The sequence below is a fragment of the Kitasatospora sp. GAS1066B genome (genome assembly GCF_041262605.1).
GTDB lineage: Bacteria > Actinomycetota > Actinomycetes > Streptomycetales > Streptomycetaceae > Kitasatospora.
This window is the reverse complement of sequence record NZ_JBGCCO010000006.1, coordinates 211,623-227,280: the sequence shown is the minus strand read 5'-3', so window position 1 is coordinate 227,280 and position 15,658 is coordinate 211,623. Positions and strand designations below refer to the sequence as shown.

Genomic DNA, 15,658 nt, shown 5'->3' with positions numbered 1-15,658 from the left:
GGCGCCCGCCCGCACCCGCCCGAGAGGCCCTGATGACCGCTCAACCCGACCTGCTCACCTCCGCGCTGGCCGCAGCCGAGCGCGGCTGGCACGTCTTCCCCCTGCTGCCCGACAGCAAGCGCCCCGCCATCGCCGGCTGGGAGCAGCGCGCCACCACCGACCCGATCCGCATCCGCCTCTGCTGGGACAGCGGGCCGTTCAACATCGCCATCGCCTGCGGCCCCTCCCGCCTGGTGGTAGCCGACCTCGACGTCCCCAAGCCCGGGGTCTGCCCGCCGGCCGAGTGGGACGAGCCGGGGATCAACGACGGCACCGACGTGTTCGCCGAACTGTTCAGCCGCGCCGGACAGCCGGTTCCCGACCAGACGTTCCGGGTCCGGACCCGCAGCGGTGGACGCCACCTCTACTACCAGGCCCCCAACGGCCCGGCACAGCCGAACACCGTCGGCACGTTCGGCTGGGCCGTCGACACCCGCGCGAGCGGCGGCTACGTCGTCGCCGCCGGCTCGGTCGTGGATGGTCGGCCGTACATCGTGGAGCTGGACATGCCGCTGCTGCCGCTTCCCGGCCTTTTGCTGATCAGCGAAAAGAGCACCCCCGCCCGGCCCGCACCCGCGCACACAACCGGCCGGATCTCCGACCCTGCCGCGTGGGCCACCGCGGCGCTCGACCGCGAATGCGACAAGGTCGCAACCACCGGCGAGGGCAGCCGCAACCATGCGCTGCTCGGTGCCGCCCGGTCCCTGGCCCGCATGGTCGCCACCCGCACCCTGACCCGCACCGAGGTCGAGGAACGGCTGATCGACGCCGCCCACGCCGCCGGCCTCCACGACAAGGAAGCCGCCCGTACCATCCGCTCAGGCCTCGACTGGGGCCTGGCCCACACCACCGCGAGGCCCGCCGCATGACCGACACCCCCACCCCCGGCCAGACGCCCGAGGACGGCGCCGCGCTGCTGGACGAGATCGAGCGGCACCACCGGCGCTTCAACGTCTTCCCCTCCGAGGCCGCCTACGTAGCTGTGACCCTGTGGAATGCGCACGCCCACCTCATGGACGCCTTCGAGTCCACCCCCCGCCTGGCCTTCCTGTCCCCGGAACCCGGAAGCGGCAAGACCCGCGCGCTGGAGATCATCCAGACCCTCACGCCCCGGCCGCTGATCACCACGGATGTCAGCCCCTCCGCCCTGTTCCGCTCCATCTCGGACGAGGCGGCTGGTCGGCCGACCATCCTCTTCGACGAGATCGACGCAATCTTCGGGCCGAAAGCGGCCGGGAACGAAGACCTGCGCAGCCTCATCAACTCCGGCTACCGGCGCACCGGCGGCATCCTGCGCAGCGTCCGCGAAGGCGAGAACCACCGGGTGGTCAAGTTCCCCGTCTACGCGGCCCTCGCCACCGCCGGGCTCGGCGACCTGCCCGACACCATCATGAGCCGGGCCGTCGTCATCCGGATGCGCCGCCGGGCGCCCAACGAGACCGTCGAGGGGTTTCGCCAGCGCATCCACGAGCCCCAAGGCCACGCCCTGCGCGACCGACTCGCCGCCTGGGCCGACACCACCCGCGAGCAGATCGACGGCGCCTGGCCCGAAATGCCCGACGGCATCACCGACCGCCCCGCCGACGTCTGGGAACCCCTGATCGCCGTCGCCGACGCTGCCGGCGGCCACTGGCCCGAGCGGGCCCGCGCCGCCTGCCTCGCCCTGGTCAACGCCTCCAAGGCCAACGACAAGGGATCGCTGGGCATCCGTCTCCTCGCGGACCTGCGCGACGCCTTCGACGGCGCGGAGCGGATGACCAGCGTGGCAATCCTGGAGCGCCTCACCGCCATGGACGACGCCCCCTGGGCCGACCTCGACGGCCGCCCGCTCACCACCCGCAGCCTCGCCCGCATGCTCGGGGACTACGTCACCGCCGAGAACGACCCGATCCGCCCGCGCAACATCAAGGTCGCCGGATCCGTCCTCAAGGGCTACTACGCCGCCGACCTCACCGACGCCTGGCTGCGCTACTGCCCGCCCCTCCCCGAAACGTCCGCTACCGGCGCTACCCCCGCTACCGCGCAGGTCAGGCCCCTCTTCCCGGTAGCGGCCCCGGTAGCGGTAGCGGACGAAACCCCGGCCCCCACCACCGAACCCGCCGCCGACCTCACCACGACCGGCTGACCGACCCATCCGCTACCGCTACCACCTCCCGCTACCACCGCACCCTCGCTGACCTGCCCGGTAGCGGAGTAGCGGCGGTAGCGGACCCCAGAGAGCAAGGCGTGGAGCGATCCGCCTTTCGTCTAACCATCAGCTACAGGGGCCGCCCTATGAGCACCGACATCCCCGAGGCCTTGACCGTCAACGAGGTCATGGCCGCCCTCCGGCTCGGTCGCAGCAGCGTCTACGACCTCATCCGCTCAAGGAAGTTGCCCAGTTTCAAGGCCGGCCGCTGCCGTCGCATCTCCGTGGACAGCCTCGCCGCCTACATCCGCACCCAGACCGAGGAGAACGAGGCCTGATGGCCAAGCGCAAGCCCAACGGCGCCGGCACCGTCACCCGCCGGAAGGACGGCCGATACCAGGCCGCCGTCTACGTCCCGCAGCCCGACGGCACCACCGCCCGCAAGTACGTCTACGGCGCCACCTGGGAGGAGTGCGACCACAAGCGTCAGGAGCTGGTCGAGCGCGCCCGCCAGGGCATCGCGACGCCGACCCGTTCCCAGAAGCTGGCCGAGTGGCTGCCCTACTGGCTGGAGCACTTCATCAAGCCGGAGCGAAAGCGCACCACCCACGCCAAGTACGAGACCCATGTCCGGCTCTACCTGGTGCCCCTGCTCGGTTCGAAGGGGCTGGAGTCGCTGAGCCCGCGCGACGTGCGGACGTTCCTAGCGAAGGTGACCAAGCTGTCCAGCGCCGCCACCGCGAAGGAGTCGCACCGCGTCCTGCGCTCGGCCCTGACCGCCGCGTGCCGGGACGAGCTGATCGTGCGCAACGTGGCGATGCTCGTACCGACGCCCCGGGTGACGAGCCGGGAGGTCAAGCCCTGGACGCTCGACCAGACCCTGACGTTCCTCGCCGCCGCGCGCCGGGACCCGCTGTACGCCGCGTTCGTACTGGCTATCGCGCTCGGCATGCGGCGCGGCGAGATCGTTGGTCTGCGCTGGTCGTGGGTGGACCTGGAGAACCGCGTTCTGTGGGTGGGCCGCCAGCTCCAGCGGGTCGGCGGCGAGCTGTACGAGGACACCACCAAGAACAGCAAGCGCCGGCCTGTGCCGCTCCCACGGATCTGCGTGGCGGCCCTGCGCTGGCACCGGATGCGGCAGGACGAGGCCCGGCGCGCGGCCGGGGAGAAGTGGGACGAGACCGGCTACGTCTTCACCACGCGCACCGGCCGACCGATCGAGCCGACCAACCTCTACCGCTCCTTCGTGCGGATCGCCAAGGCGGCCGACATCCCGGTGATCCGGCTGCACGACGCGCGCCACGGGTGCGCGACACTGCTCGTCGCGTGTGGGGTGCCGCCCCGGGTGGTGATGGAGATCCTGGGCCACAGCCAGATCGGCCTGACGATGAACGTCTACACCCACGTCGCGCAGGAGACCCAGCGCGAGGCCCTCGGCAACATGGATCGGCTGCTCAAGCGCCGCCACTGATGTCACCTTGCGATGTCAAAAGGCCCGGACCGACGACGGTCCGGGCCTTTTTGGCTGGTGGGCGCGGACGGTTTCGAACCGCCGACATCTGCTTTGTAAGAGCAGCGCTCTACCACTGAGCTACGCGCCCCCGCCGCATGCCGGCCCTGGGGTGGGGGTCACGCGGTGAAGAGTAAGAGTACCTGGTCGCGGGCGCGGCGCCGCGCAGGGTGCGGGGGTGGGGCGGTGCAGGCGGGGGTGATCGGCGACAATGGGGGGTCGGGTCGGCGGAGCAGGGAGCGCTTGTGAGGGCGGCGGGTAGCGCGCGGGGGTTCGCGGGGCTGGTGCTGATGCCCGTGGCCGTGATCGGGGTGCTGGCGGGGGCGGTGGCCGGGTCGTTCTCCGCAGGTGGGGGCTGGGGCGGCGGCGGTGGCCGGTCGCGGTGGCGGCGGGGTGACGACGCGCAGCGGGCGGCGGCGGTGGCCGCGCGGGATGCGGCGCAGGAGGCGTTCTACGAGCTGGACTCCGCGCAGCGCGAGCTGGAGCTGGCCGTCGAGACGGTGCGGGCCGCCGAGCAGGGGGCGGCGGTGCAGCGGGCGTTGGCCGACTATCAGGACCTGCGGGGGCGGATCGACCAGGTGACCGTCGGGTACCTGGACGCGTTGGACGCGGTGGACCTGGAGGCGCCCGAGCCGCCGCCGGGGGCGCTGGCGCAGGCCAGGCAGCGGCTCGAGCAGGCCAGCCGCGAGCTGGCGGCCAAGCAGGCAGAACTGGCGAACTTCCTCAGCCGCCTGCAACCGCTGGTGCAGCACGCGGAGGCCCAGCTGATCAAGGTGGCGCCGGCCGTCGAGCAGGCCAAGCGGGCGCTGCTGGGAGCGAGCGGCGCGCTGGACGCGGTGCGGGCTGCCGGGCTGCGGGCGGACGATCTGGCGGCCCGGCTGGCGGAGTTGGGCCCGGAGCTGACCCGGCTGAACGAGGGCGCCAGCCGGCACGGCGTACCGCAGACGCTGCAGCGGGCGCAGGAGGTGGCGCGTCGGGCGGACGGGATCCGGGGCGACGCCGAGCAGTTGCCGGAACGGGCCCGCGAGATCGACCGCCGGGTCGGCAGCCTGCGGACCCGGATCCAGGCGCTGGAGACCAAGGCGGGCACGGTCGAGCCGACGCTCAGCGAACTGCGTCGGCGCTTCTCGGCGGCCTGCTGGCAGGACCTGCAGCGGGTGCCGCAGCAGGTCGCGGAGGCGGGCCGGTCGGCGCAGGGCAAGCTGGCCGAAGCGGGGCGGGCCCGGGACGAGCAGCACTGGGCGGACGCGACGGCGGCGATCGGGACGGTCCGGGCGCTGCTGGAGACCGCCGACGGTTCGGTGGCGGCGGTGGCCGAGCGGCTGCGGCGGCTGAACGAGGCGGAGCGCAACCCGCAGACGGAGATCGAGCGCGCCCGGTTCGCGCTCCGGGACGCCCAGCGGCTGGCGATGGCCGGCCGCCAGGCGCCGGACCCGCGGCACGCCGGGCCGCTGGACGCGGCGGTGGAGCGGCTGGAGCGGGCGTCGCGGTCGCTGGCGGCGGCCGGGCGGCACCCTGACTACTGGCACTTCCTGACCGAACTGGACGGCGTGCGCGGGACGGCGGCCGAGGTGGTGGAGCTGATCCGGGCCGAGCACGCGCGGCACTGAGGCCCGCGTGGAGCAGCCGGCCTCACCCGGCCACCCCTGCGGGTACGCTGCGGGCATGCCACGCTACGACTTCCGCTGCCGCTCCTGCGGCGCGACCTTCGAACTGCGCCGCGCCATGGCCCAGGCCAACGACCCGGCCGTCTGCCCGCAGGGGCACTCCGACACGGTGAAGCTGCTCTCCACGGTCGCCGTCACCGGCGCGAGCGGCTCCGCGCCGCAGCCGCCCGCCGGCGGTGGTGGCGGCGGGTGTTGCGGGGGCGGCTGCTGCAGCTGACCCACGGCTGACCGACGAAGCAGACCGGGACGAGGCAGACCGACGGGGCAGACCGACCGCTAACCGCGGCCGGCCGGGCCTCGCACGTGGGCGAGGAACGCCGCCAGGATCTCCTCGCCCGCGAGCGCACCGCGCCGCACCAGCGCCGTGAGCTGTGGCGCCGTCCAGCCCTGCTCGGCGAGTTCGCCGTGCCCGGGGCGCCAGGACCGGTCCGCGGCGAGCAGCAGGTCGGCGTCGAGCAGCGAGTCACCGGCGGCCAGCAGCTCGACCGGCACCCCATCCGGAGGCCCACCGGCCGCCCCGGCTGCCTCACCTCGACCGGCCACCCGGCGCACCACCTCCGCCACCGCCCCGCTCTTGGTCAGCGCCCGCGGCACGGCGTACACCTTCCGCCCTTGCAGCGAGACGACCCAGCCGCGCTCGGCGCACCAGTGCGTCAACTCCGCGAGCCACGCCTCGGGCAGCCGGTCCCGCTCGACCACCAGGTAGGCGAAGAGGCCGTCGGCAACCCGCCGCTTCAGCATCCAGTCAGGTGCACCGCACCGGGTCAGCCGGTCCACCACCTCCGCCAGCGGCGCCCCGCCCTCGGCGAGCCGGGTGGCCACCACGGCGTCCCAGTCCCGATCCGGCTCCCCGGCCACCAGCAACCGCCCGCCGTTGGCGCAGACCGCGTAGGCCGGGGAGCCGGCCGCGCCCGGCAGCCGGACCCGCCGGTACTGCTCCACCGTCCGGGTGGTGACCGGCACGAACACCGCCCGGTCCGCCAGCTCGGTGAGCAACTCGGCCGCCCGCTCGGTGAGATGCGACAGCGGCGCCTGCGCACCGTCGCGCTCCACCAGCCGCAGCCGGACGTCCGAGCCGGCCGGCAGCTCGGCACCCCGCGTCGAGTAGATCAGCGTCCGGTCCAGGTCGCTGGCCACCACGCAGATCTGACGGCTCGTCACTTCACCCTCCCCGTGGCGCCGGTCGCACCTCGGCTGAATCTCGGATGGATCAGCCCGACGCAGGAGTACGGCAGCTCGTCCACCTCCTCGACCGGGACCCCGCGTTGCGCGGCCAGCAGTCGGATGTGGTCGAGGTCCGAGCCGACCCCACGCCGGGCCAGCACCCGCCACGGGACCCGGCGCAGCAGCACCCGGGTCGTCTCGCCCACCCCGGGCTTGACCAGGTTGACGTCCCCGATCCCGTACTGGGCGCTGATCCGCTCAACCGCGGTCCACCCCGCCCAGGTCGGCTCCCGCTCAACCGCCCAGGAGGCCACCCCGAGCACCGCCCCGCCCGCCTCCGCCAACTCCGCCCGAACGGAGGGAAAGTGGGCAGCGACGATGTCCAGGAACGCCACCGAGACATCCGCGCGGCCCAACTCCCGGTAGTACTTCGCCCCGTGGAAGTCCTCGGGGCCGATCAGGTCGTCCCGCAGCACGGTACGCGAAACCAGCCCGGAGACCGTGGAGTTGAGGCAGGCCGACGGGATCAGGAAGTCCTCCCGGGTGCCGAACGTCCGCACGCAGCGCCCGGGGTCGGCCAGCACGGCGAGCTCCGGGTCGAACGGGGTGCCCGCGAGCGCGGCGGCCAGCTCCCGGGCGATCGCCCCCTTGCCGGTCCAGCCGTCCACGAAGACGACGTCCGACGGATGGTGACGATCCATCAGATAACGCAGCGCGACCGGGTCGATGCCGCGGCCACGGATGATCGAGACGGCGTAGTGCGGCGCCTCGATCCGGTGCTCGGCGGCCAGCCAGCGGCGGATCAGGATCCCGACCGGGGTCCCGGCGCGGGCCAGCGAGGCGAGCACCAGGTGCTCCCCCCGCTCGTGCAGCAGCGTCTCGGCGACGGTGCCGACCGCCAGCGCGATCCGCCGTGCCGAGCCGCGCAGCGCGAGGTGGAACAGCTCCTGGTACTCGGGGCTCGGCTGGTACTCCACCGGCAGCGACTCGGCGTAGTGCGCACCGCCCGACTGCACCGCCTCCTCGCGCTCCTCGGTGGACGCCTCCAGCGCGACACCGGACAGATCGGTCAGCAGCCAGCCCACCTCCGCCGCCGGGTAGGAGGAGAACTCCGGCCCCCGCAGCGGACGGGCCGTCACCGGGCGGTACTCCGGCAGCACGGTGAGCACCACCTGGTCGGTCACCTCGCGCAGCTGGGCCAGCAGGCCTTCGGGCGCGTGCAGTTCTGGCGTGTCGGCGGCCGCGTCCACGACCAGCACGATCGCATCGAACCGCCGCCCCGCCTCCCGGCCGGGGGCCACGTTGTAGGCGAACCGCGGCTCGCCGCCCTCGCCCGGCGCACCGTGTGCGGGAAAGCGGAGCCGGGTCCGGATCGGGTAGCCGGGATCGTCCACGGCGAGCACCGGTGAGCGGGTGGTGGTGGAGAACCAGACGTCCGCCGACCCGGGCGTCGCACGCAGCGTCCCCCGCAACGCGACCTGCAACGCCTCGGCCAGCCGCAGCGGCGCGTAGATCAGCTCCTCGCAGCCGAGCACCAGCACCCGCCGCTCACCGCCGGCCAGCTCCTTGGCCAGCAGCTCGCCCAACTCCGGCAACGCGGCCTCCAGCCGGACCCGCTGCGCGCAGACGAAGCCGTGGCGTCCGCCCTCCGGCACCCCGACCGGCCACGGCAGCGGCACCCGCACCACCTCGGCGGCATCGCCACCGTCACTGTCACTGTCACCTGCACCAGCAGCGCCACCGGCACCGGCACTGGCTCTGGCTCTGGCTCTGGCACGGACGCGAGCGACGGCCGCACCTCCGGCACCCAGCTCCGCCGCCAGCCGCCGAGCCCGCTCCCCGGTACCGGCCGGCAGCCGCACCCGCCCCTCGGCCAGCGCCACCACCTCGATCGTCACCCCCAGCTCGGCCGCGAAGGTCGCCAGCCGCTTGCGGTCCGCCACGCCCCGCAGGTCAACCAGCGCCGCCAACCCGTAGCGCCGCCGCGGCCGGTGCCGGTGCAGCGCCGCGATGATGTTCAACGCCGTCTGCCCGGTGGACAGTTCGTCATCGACCAGGATCAACGGCCCGGCCGCGGAGAGCAGCTCGGGATCCGCCGGCAGCAGCAGGTGCGAGGTGGCGTGCGAGTGCTCCTCCTCGAAGCCGGCCGCCGGCTCCAGGCCGGCCACCGGGCGCCGGGTGGAGTGCAGGTAGCTCGCCTCCAACTCGTCCGCCACGCAGTGGCCGAGGCCGGTCGCGGTCTCCGCGAAGCCGAGCACCGTCACCGGCTCACCGGACCGCAGGTCCAGCCGCGAGCGCACCGCTGCGCCCAGCCGCCGCCCGGCGCCGTAGACCACGGCGGGCCGCTGCGGCACGTGCTTGCCCAGCACCTGCGAGACCAGCAGCTGCGCCCGCTTCGGATTGCCCTCCCGGACGGCCAGTCCGAGCAGCTCGGGCAGCTCGGCATCGCCGTGCAGCCCGATCCCGAGCCGGTCCGCCACCCAACGGCCGCTCCACACCGCTTCGGTGGTCACCGTGCGGTCCCCCCGTCCCGGCCCGCGTCCCGGCAGGCCGCGTACAGCTCCGCGAAGCCCACCCCCGGGCGGGCCACTCCGAACACCTCGGCCCGGAGCAACACCCGCTCCGCCCAGGCCCGGTGCGGCTTGGCCTCGTTCATCTTGTTGCCGTACGCCGAACCCGACACGCCCAGCCCGCCGCCGGGCCCACCACCCAGCACGTCCTGGGCATCCCGGTACTCCTCGTGCGTGACCACCGAGCGCGCGTGCACCGCCGGCACCTGGCTCGGATGGACGCAGGTCTTTCCCAACAGTCCGTTGGCACGGTCCAGTTCGATCTCCCGGAGCAGCCCGGCCAGCTCCACACCGCCGACGCCGAGCGGGAAGTACTCCCAGACCGGCCCGGTCACGGTGTACCCGGTCCCGTCCGCCCGGCCCAGGACGTTGACCACGTCGCCGATCACCGCGGCCACCAGCGCCAGGTCGTAGGCCGTCAACTCCGGTGCACGGCGCAGCCCGTAGGCCGCGCAGAGGTCGGTGACGCCGAGCCGGACGGCCAGCACCCGGTCCCGGAACTTCGCCAGCAGCTCCGCGATGCGCAGCAGTTGATCCCGCCGCCGCTCCAGCATCGCGAGCTCGGGGGATTCCAGCACCGGCATCCCGAACAGCCGCTGCCCGCAGGCGGTCTCGGCCGCCGCCAACGCCGCCAGATAGGCCTCGCCGAGTTGCTCGGTGAACTTGGGCAGCACGAAGCCGCTGAGCAGCCGCGCCGACTCGCCCAGCCGCTCGATCAGTTCGCCGATCTGCTCCGGCGCCCGGACCCGGACGAAGAGCAGTGGCAGCTCCACCGCCCCCGCGCCGCCCGAAAGCCCGTCACCCGCCAGCTCCCGCAGCCCGGCGACCAGATTCGCCGCGCCGGCCGCCACCTCCCGGTCAGCGATCGCGTCCTCCAGGCAGAGGACCATCGAGACCACCCCCCGCGCTGCCTGCTTGCGGACATCGGCCGCCAGGGTGGGCCGGGTGGCCGGGAGGTAGAGGGTGCCGCCCAGCGCGGTCGCCAGCGTCACGGCCGGGCCGTGCCGGTCGAACGGCACCGGCTCGACGAGGAAGAGCCGCCGGCGGAGGTCCGGGCCGAGATGGCCGAACTGGCGCAAAATGCACTCCCAGGGAGGTCGGGACGGGCGGGGCCGAGGAGGGCGGGCCGGTCCGCACGGCCGGAACCGACGGCTTTCCCGGCCGCTCGAGAAAATCTCCGCCTCCCCCGAATTCCCAGCTCGCCCCACCTTCGGCCGCCTATCGTACGGTCCTTCCAGTACCGGATGGTGATCGGAAACATGGAATTCGCTGAACATCTCAGCCCACGAATTACTTGCGAAATGACGCAAGTTTTCAGCCATCCAGCCGCCCGCCCGAGCGGCGAGGTCCCGCCCGCACCCGCGTTGTCCACACCCTCGGCCAGCAGGCAGGATGAGTGCCATGACGCACGTGATGGCGAAGGGCGCCAACATCTCGCTGGCCACGGCCGCGGTTCGCGCCGTGCTGCGCTGGAGCACGACGCCCGGGGCACCGGACGTGGACGCCTCCGCGCTGCTGCTCGGCGCCGACGGCAAGGTCCGCTCGGACACCGACTTCGTCTTCTACAACCAGCCCCGGCACCCCACGGGCACGGTGCGGCACCGGCCCAAGTACCGGGTGCCGGGTACCGCGGAGATCGCCGACACGGTCGAGGTGGACCTGGGCAAGCTGCCCGCCGAGGTCCACCGGGTGGTGCTGGCCGGCTCCGCCGAGGAGGGTGACTTCCGCGCGGTGGGCGCGCTGCGGGTGTTGCTGTACGACGCGGCCGCACCGGCCGAGGGCGAGCCGCTCGCCGAGTTCCCGGTCGGCGAGGTGGAGGCGGTCTCCGCGCTGGTCTGCGCCGAGCTCTACCGGCGCGAGGGCGGCTGGAAGTTCCGCGCGGTCGGCCAGGGTTACGCCTCCGGGCTGAGCGGGCTGGCCACCGACTTCGGCGTCACCGTCGAGGACGAGACGCCCGGCGCGCCCAAGGACGGGGAGCCCGCCAATTACGCACTCGCCCCGGCCGCACCGATCGCGCCCCCGGCCATGCCCCCGGCCGCACCGCCCACCGCCAGCGCGAGCGCCCCGAACATCCCGCCCGTCCCCGCCGCACCGCCGACACCCCCGCCGCCGGCCGGCCCGCCCGGCTACGGCTACCCGCCCCAGGCCGCCCCTGCCGCCGCGGCTGCCCCCGGCTACGGCTACCCCCAGCAACCTGCGCCCTACGGCTACCCGCCCCAGGCCGCCCCCGGCTACGGCTACCCGCAACAGCCCCCGTCCTACGGCTACCCGCCCCAGGCCGCCCCGCCGGCGCCGCCGACGACGCCGCCCCTCGACCCCACCTTCGCGCTCCCGCCGCAGGGCCCCCAGTTCCAACCCCGCTGACGTTCGCCCGCACGGGGCGCTAGTCCTCCTTGTACCCCCGCTGCCACTGCATCCCGAAGCCGTACAAGCGGTCCAGGTCCGACTGGAATCCGTGCACGTACCGCACCTCCCGACGGGCCGTCAGCTGCCCGCCCTCGTTCTCGATCAGCACCACCGCACACGAACGGGCCGCCGACGCCCGCTCGTCCAGGTTGACCTCCAGTCGCGGCCCGCTCGGCGGCACGATCTGGATCTGCGCGTGCGTCTGGTCGAAGGCCGGCGTGCCGTCGTAGATGTAGACGAAGATCAGCAGCCGCTTGAACTGGTCCTTCTTCTCCAGGTTGATGTACATGGTCTCGCCGGACGGCGCCCCGTACTTGTCGTCACCGCTCAGCTTGATGTACGGCGGGTGCTGGAGGTCGCCGAAGAACTTCCCGAGCGGCTGCACCACGCCCCGGGTCCCGTCGGTGAGTTCGTACATGCAGGCGAGGTCCAGGTCGACGTTCTCGGCGCCGCCCTGGGTGGTCTCGGTCTGCGCCGCACGCAACGACCGCGGCTGGAGCAGCTTGCGGCGCAGCGCGCCCTGCGAGCCGGCCACCTGCCGCGCGGTCCAGTGCAGGTTGACGAAGAGGGTGCCGGTGGTCGGCCCGTCCGAGGTGATCGGGTAGTGCGGGCGGGACTTGGTGAGCGTCACCTTGCCGACGTTTCCCATCATGTCGGGCATGTTGCGCTCGCCCCGCAGGAACTCCCAGATCGTGGCCATACCGAACGCCCCCAGCCCGAACGCCTACTCCGACGCACCCGTGACGACCGCGGCGCACCCTGACGCACCATTGTGCACTGCGGTCCATACCCAGTACCGGGCCTGAGACACCGTCGGATGAGATGCCTGGTCAGCGCCACCCGAGTGGCGGATGGCCGGGTGAACGTGACTCCCGTACCATGCGGCCCTCTGGGACGCGATATCGTCTAGCCGCACAGGTGTCCCTCCCCTGACGACCCGTCGCACCAGGGGACCGTCCCACTCCCGCCCGACCGCGGAAAGCAGAGGCCTTCCTCGCAATGTCATCCTCCACTCAGCTGGTCTGGGCCGTCATCGGCGGCGCCGCCCTGCTCTTCATAGCCATCCTGGCGACCACCCTGCGCGCGAAGGGCGCCAAGGCCACGGCGAACGAGGACTCCTGGGAGCGCAGCGAGGAGCGACGCCGCCGCAAGGAGACGTGGTACGGGATCGCCTCGTACGTACTGCTCTTCTGCTGCGCCGGGGTCGCGGCCGCGCTCTCCTTCCACGGCCTGGTCGGCTTCGGCACCCAGAACCTCGGCCTGTCCGGCGGCTGGGAGTACCTGGTCCCGTTCGGTCTCGACGGCGCCGCGATGTTCTGCTCGGTGCTCGCCGTCCGCGAGGCCAGCCACGGTGACGCCGCGCTCGGCTCGCGCCTGCTGGTCTGGCTGTTCGCCTTCGCCTCGGCCTGGTTCAACTGGGTGCACGCGCCGCGCGGCGGGGACCACGCCGGTGCGCCGCAGTTCTTCTCCGGCATGTCGATCTCGGCCGCCGTGCTCTTCGACCGCGCCCTGAAGCAGACCCGCCGGGCGGCGCTGCGCGAGCAGGGCCTGATTCCGCGCCCGCTGCCGCAGATCCGCATCGTGCGCTGGCTGCGCGCCCCGCGTGAGACCTACGCGGCCTGGTCGCTGATGCTGCTGGAGAACGTCCGCAGCCTGGACGAGGCGGTCGAGGAGGTCCGCGAGGAGAAGCAGACGAAGCTGGACGCCAGGACGCAGGCGCGCAGCGCCGACCGTCGCGAGCGGGCCGAGCTCAAGGCGATCTCCCGCGGCGGCATGCTGGCCCGGTCCCGCTCCGGCCGCCAGGTGCCCGCCCTGACCGCCGGCGGCGGCGACGGCCAGCCCGCTACGGAGCCTGCTCTAGCCGAATCCGAGGACCCGATGGCCAGGGTCGGCCCCTCCGCGCTGGAGCCCGCCGCGCTGGCCGCCGCCCCCCGCCGCACCGCGGTCGGCTCGGGCAGCGCCGCCGGCGGGAGCATCGACCTGACGGCCCACGACGACACGCTCTCGATGCCGACCGTCGACTCCCCCTTCGACTCGCTGGAGCGCAAGCTGCGGGCCATGGAGAAGCGCCTCGGCTGACAGCCGCTCAGCAGACACACGTGGGGCCCGGTTCGTTCATCGAACCGGGCCCCACGTGTACGTCTGACGCGCGCTACCGCCGGGCGGCCTGGGCCGATTCCAGCGCTGCCGCCACGTCCTCGTCGTCCTGGGCGACCCGCCGGTTGCGCAGCATCGAGGAGGCGAGCGCGGCGCCGATGAAGGCCACCCCGATCAGCCCGGTGACGACCTCCGGGATCTTCTTCTCGATCGAGACCAGCAGGATGACGGCCAGCGCACCGATCGCGTAGTGCGCGCCGTGCTCCAGGTAGACGTAGTCGTCCAGAGTGCCCTTGCGGACCAGGAAGACCGTCAGCGAGCGGATGTACATCGCGCCGATGCCCAGGCCCAGGGTGATCTGGAAGATGTCGCTGGAGATCGCGAAGGCGCCGACCACGCCGTCGAAGGAGAAGGAGGCGTCGAGCACCTCCAGGTAGAGGAAGAGGAAGAACGCGGCCTTCCCGGCCACCAGCACCGCCGACCTGCCGGGCCGCGGGGCGAGCGCCGCACCGCCCACGCCCTCCTCCTCGCCCTCGGCGTCCTCGCCCGCCTCGTCCTCGTCCTCGTCCTCCAGGCTCGACTCGAAGACGCCGGAGAGCCCGTTCACCCCGAGGTAGGTCGCCAGCCCCAGCAGCCCGGCGAGCAGGACCGTTTCGGCGTGCTCCTTGGCGAAGAACCGCGCGGCCAGCGCGAGGGTGATCAGCGCGATCACCGAGGAGAGCGCCTCCAGCCGCCCGATCCGCTCCAGCGGCCGCTCGATCCAGCGCAGCCAGTGGTAGTCCTTCTGCTCCAGGATGAAGTCCAGGAAGATCATCAGCAGGAAGATCCCGCCGAACGCGGCGATCGCCGGGTTCGCGGCCTCCAGGTGCTGACCGTAGGTCAGCCCGTTGTAGGTATGGCTCGAGTGGAGCGCCAGGTCGATCACGGTGCCCGGGCTGATGTGCGCGGTCAGCGCCACCACCAGCAGCGGGAAGAGCAGCCGCATCCCGAAGACGGCGATCAGCACACCCACCGTCAGGAAGATCTTCTGCCAGAACGGGTTCATCCGCTTCAGCACGGTGGCGTTGACCACGGCGTTGTCGAACGAGAGCGAGATCTCCAGGATCGCGAGGACCAGCACCACGCCGAAGCCGTCGACCCCCCAGATCAGTCCGGCCGCGACCAGCCCGGCGATCGTGATCCCGAAGGACCATCCGAAAGTGCGGAGGAACACGGTATTACTACCTTTCGGTGACGTGGCGCGCCGAGGAATTGACGATGCCTTTACTGTACGTTGACTCCAAAATCGAGGGCGATCCCGCGCAGCCCGGAGGCATAGCCCTGGCCGACCGCCCGGAACTTCCACTCGCCCTGGTAGCGGTAGAGCTCGCCGAAGATCATCGCGGTCTCACTGGAGGCGTCCTCGGTCAGGTCGTAGCGGGCGATCTCCTGCCCGCCCGCCTGGTTGGTCACCCGGATGTAGGCGTTGCGGACCTGGCCGAAGCTCTGCAGCCGGGTGTCCGCGTCGTAGATCGACACCGGGAAGACCACCTTGTCCACCTGGGCCGGCACCAGGTCGAGGTTGACCACGATCACCTCTTCGTCGCCCTCGTCGCCCTCCTCGCCGCCGACCAGGTTGTCGCCCAGGTGCTCGACCGAACCCTCGGGGCTCTTGAGGTTGTTGTAGAAGACGAAGTACTCGTCGCCGAGCACCCGACCGCCCGCGCAGAGCAGCGCGCTCGCGTCGAGGTCGAAGGGCGCGCCGGTGGTGGACCGGGCACCCCAGCCCAGGCCGATCTGAACCTGGGTCAGACCGGGGGCGGCCTTGCTCAGCGAGACGTTGCCGCCCTTGGCGAGCGTGACACTCATCGTCGTCTTTCCTCCCACTCCCTGGCGGTCCGCAGCGTTCGGCACGACGGGAAGGCCGAAGAACCTGTCTACGCCCGCGCGCCCGCACGTGGTTGCGAACCATCCACTGAACATCCTGAACTTCGAACCTATCAAGGTGGTCGAACCGCTGGTCCGCCCGGCATTTCCGGACGCGGACCGGCCGGCACCACCCGCCCGCCCGAGGTCGTACCATCTCAGCTCAGCGGGC

At 72.6% G+C, this 15,658-nt stretch carries 14 protein-coding genes and 1 tRNA gene; 8 read left to right on the top strand and 7 right to left on the bottom strand.

The window, feature by feature from the left end:
• Window positions 1–32: 32 nt before the first annotated feature.
• From ABH937_RS08900 to xerC, 4 genes are all read left to right on the top strand, one after another.
• The gene (locus ABH937_RS08900) at window positions 33–908 is read left to right on the top strand and encodes a bifunctional DNA primase/polymerase (RefSeq protein WP_370217786.1); all 876 of its coding nucleotides are present in this window, start codon (window positions 33–35) and stop codon (window positions 906–908) included.
• Complete coding sequence (locus tag ABH937_RS08895) at window positions 905–2,164, top strand: DUF3631 domain-containing protein (RefSeq protein WP_370217785.1); 1,260 nt, start codon at window positions 905–907, stop codon at window positions 2,162–2,164. Before ABH937_RS08900 ends, ABH937_RS08895 begins: the two co-directional genes overlap by 4 nt.
• 149 nt (window positions 2,165–2,313) lie before the next feature.
• Window positions 2,314–2,505 (top strand): helix-turn-helix domain-containing protein, encoded by a 192-nt coding sequence (locus ABH937_RS08890; protein ID WP_370217783.1) that lies wholly within the window; start codon window positions 2,314–2,316, stop codon window positions 2,503–2,505.
• Window positions 2,505–3,638 (top strand): tyrosine recombinase XerC, encoded by a 1,134-nt coding sequence (xerC, locus tag ABH937_RS08885; RefSeq protein WP_370217782.1) that lies wholly within the window; start codon window positions 2,505–2,507, stop codon window positions 3,636–3,638. The genes ABH937_RS08890 and xerC overlap by 1 nt, the downstream gene beginning before the upstream one ends.
• A gap of 55 nt (window positions 3,639–3,693) precedes the next feature.
• Here xerC and ABH937_RS08880 read toward each other — a convergent pair.
• Window positions 3,694–3,768, bottom strand: a tRNA-Val gene (locus ABH937_RS08880).
• 154 nt (window positions 3,769–3,922) lie between these two features.
• Here ABH937_RS08880 and ABH937_RS08875 point away from each other — a divergent pair.
• On the top strand, window positions 3,923–5,287 hold the full coding sequence (locus tag ABH937_RS08875) for a hypothetical protein (RefSeq protein ID WP_370217781.1): 1,365 nt from the start codon (window positions 3,923–3,925) through the stop codon (window positions 5,285–5,287).
• A 55-nt stretch (window positions 5,288–5,342) separates the two neighbouring features.
• Window positions 5,343–5,561, top strand: coding sequence for a zinc ribbon domain-containing protein (locus ABH937_RS08870; protein WP_280690254.1), 219 nt, complete (start codon window positions 5,343–5,345; stop codon window positions 5,559–5,561).
• Window positions 5,562–5,620: 59 nt separating this feature from the next.
• Here ABH937_RS08870 and ABH937_RS08865 read toward each other — a convergent pair whose 3' ends face one another.
• From ABH937_RS08865 to ABH937_RS08855, 3 genes are read right to left on the bottom strand one after another with little or no spacing between them, the layout of a single operon-like run.
• Window positions 5,621–6,505 (bottom strand): HAD family hydrolase, encoded by an 885-nt coding sequence (locus ABH937_RS08865; protein WP_370217780.1) that lies wholly within the window; start codon window positions 6,503–6,505, stop codon window positions 5,621–5,623.
• Window positions 6,502–9,021, bottom strand: coding sequence for a phosphoribosyltransferase (locus ABH937_RS08860; RefSeq protein ID WP_370217779.1), 2,520 nt, complete (start codon window positions 9,019–9,021; stop codon window positions 6,502–6,504). Before ABH937_RS08860 ends, ABH937_RS08865 begins: the two co-directional genes overlap by 4 nt.
• The gene (locus ABH937_RS08855) at window positions 9,018–10,157 is read right to left on the bottom strand and encodes an HpcH/HpaI aldolase/citrate lyase family protein (protein ID WP_370217778.1); all 1,140 of its coding nucleotides are present in this window, start codon (window positions 10,155–10,157) and stop codon (window positions 9,018–9,020) included. Before ABH937_RS08855 ends, ABH937_RS08860 begins: the two co-directional genes overlap by 4 nt.
• A 322-nt stretch (window positions 10,158–10,479) precedes the next feature.
• Between ABH937_RS08855 and ABH937_RS08850 the strand changes: the two genes are divergently transcribed.
• A complete protein-coding gene (locus ABH937_RS08850) occupies window positions 10,480–11,442 on the top strand; it encodes a TerD family protein (protein ID WP_370217777.1) in 963 nt (320 codons plus the stop codon).
• Between the two features lie 19 nt (window positions 11,443–11,461).
• Here ABH937_RS08850 and ABH937_RS08845 read toward each other — a convergent pair whose 3' ends face one another.
• The gene (locus tag ABH937_RS08845; protein ID WP_280690259.1) at window positions 11,462–12,184 is read right to left on the bottom strand and encodes a Tellurium resistance; all 723 of its coding nucleotides are present in this window, start codon (window positions 12,182–12,184) and stop codon (window positions 11,462–11,464) included.
• 299 nt (window positions 12,185–12,483) lie between these two features.
• Here ABH937_RS08845 and ABH937_RS08840 point away from each other — a divergent pair, with 299 nt between their 5' ends.
• Window positions 12,484–13,563, top strand: coding sequence for a DUF2637 domain-containing protein (locus ABH937_RS08840; protein WP_280690260.1), 1,080 nt, complete (start codon window positions 12,484–12,486; stop codon window positions 13,561–13,563).
• A gap of 73 nt (window positions 13,564–13,636) precedes the next feature.
• On the opposite strand, the gene ABH937_RS08835 is transcribed toward ABH937_RS08840, so the two are convergent.
• Window positions 13,637–14,794, bottom strand: coding sequence for a DUF475 domain-containing protein (locus tag ABH937_RS08835; RefSeq protein WP_370217776.1), 1,158 nt, complete (start codon window positions 14,792–14,794; stop codon window positions 13,637–13,639).
• 50 nt (window positions 14,795–14,844) lie between these two features.
• Window positions 14,845–15,429 (bottom strand): TerD family protein, encoded by a 585-nt coding sequence (locus tag ABH937_RS08830; protein ID WP_280690262.1) that lies wholly within the window; start codon window positions 15,427–15,429, stop codon window positions 14,845–14,847.
• Between the last annotated feature and the right edge of the window lie 229 nt (window positions 15,430–15,658).

What these genes read in the sequence shown, in the direction of transcription:
- ABH937_RS08900 (WP_370217786.1), top strand. Translation starts at nt 33, where the DNA reads ATGACCGCTCAACCCGACCTGCTCACCTCCGCGCTGGCCGCAGCCGAG.
- ABH937_RS08895 (WP_370217785.1), top strand. Translation starts at nt 905, where the DNA reads ATGACCGACACCCCCACCCCCGGCCAGACGCCCGAGGACGGCGCCGCG.
- ABH937_RS08890 (WP_370217783.1), top strand. Translation starts at nt 2,314, where the DNA reads ATGAGCACCGACATCCCCGAGGCCTTGACCGTCAACGAGGTCATGGCC.
- xerC (WP_370217782.1), top strand. Translation starts at nt 2,505, where the DNA reads ATGGCCAAGCGCAAGCCCAACGGCGCCGGCACCGTCACCCGCCGGAAG.
- ABH937_RS08870 (WP_280690254.1), top strand. Translation starts at nt 5,343, where the DNA reads ATGCCACGCTACGACTTCCGCTGCCGCTCCTGCGGCGCGACCTTCGAA.
- ABH937_RS08850 (WP_370217777.1), top strand. Translation starts at nt 10,480, where the DNA reads ATGACGCACGTGATGGCGAAGGGCGCCAACATCTCGCTGGCCACGGCC.
- ABH937_RS08845 (WP_280690259.1), bottom strand. Translation starts at nt 12,184, where the DNA reads ATGGCCACGATCTGGGAGTTCCTGCGGGGCGAGCGCAACATGCCCGAC.
- ABH937_RS08840 (WP_280690260.1), top strand. Translation starts at nt 12,484, where the DNA reads ATGTCATCCTCCACTCAGCTGGTCTGGGCCGTCATCGGCGGCGCCGCC.
- ABH937_RS08830 (WP_280690262.1), bottom strand. Translation starts at nt 15,429, where the DNA reads ATGAGTGTCACGCTCGCCAAGGGCGGCAACGTCTCGCTGAGCAAGGCC.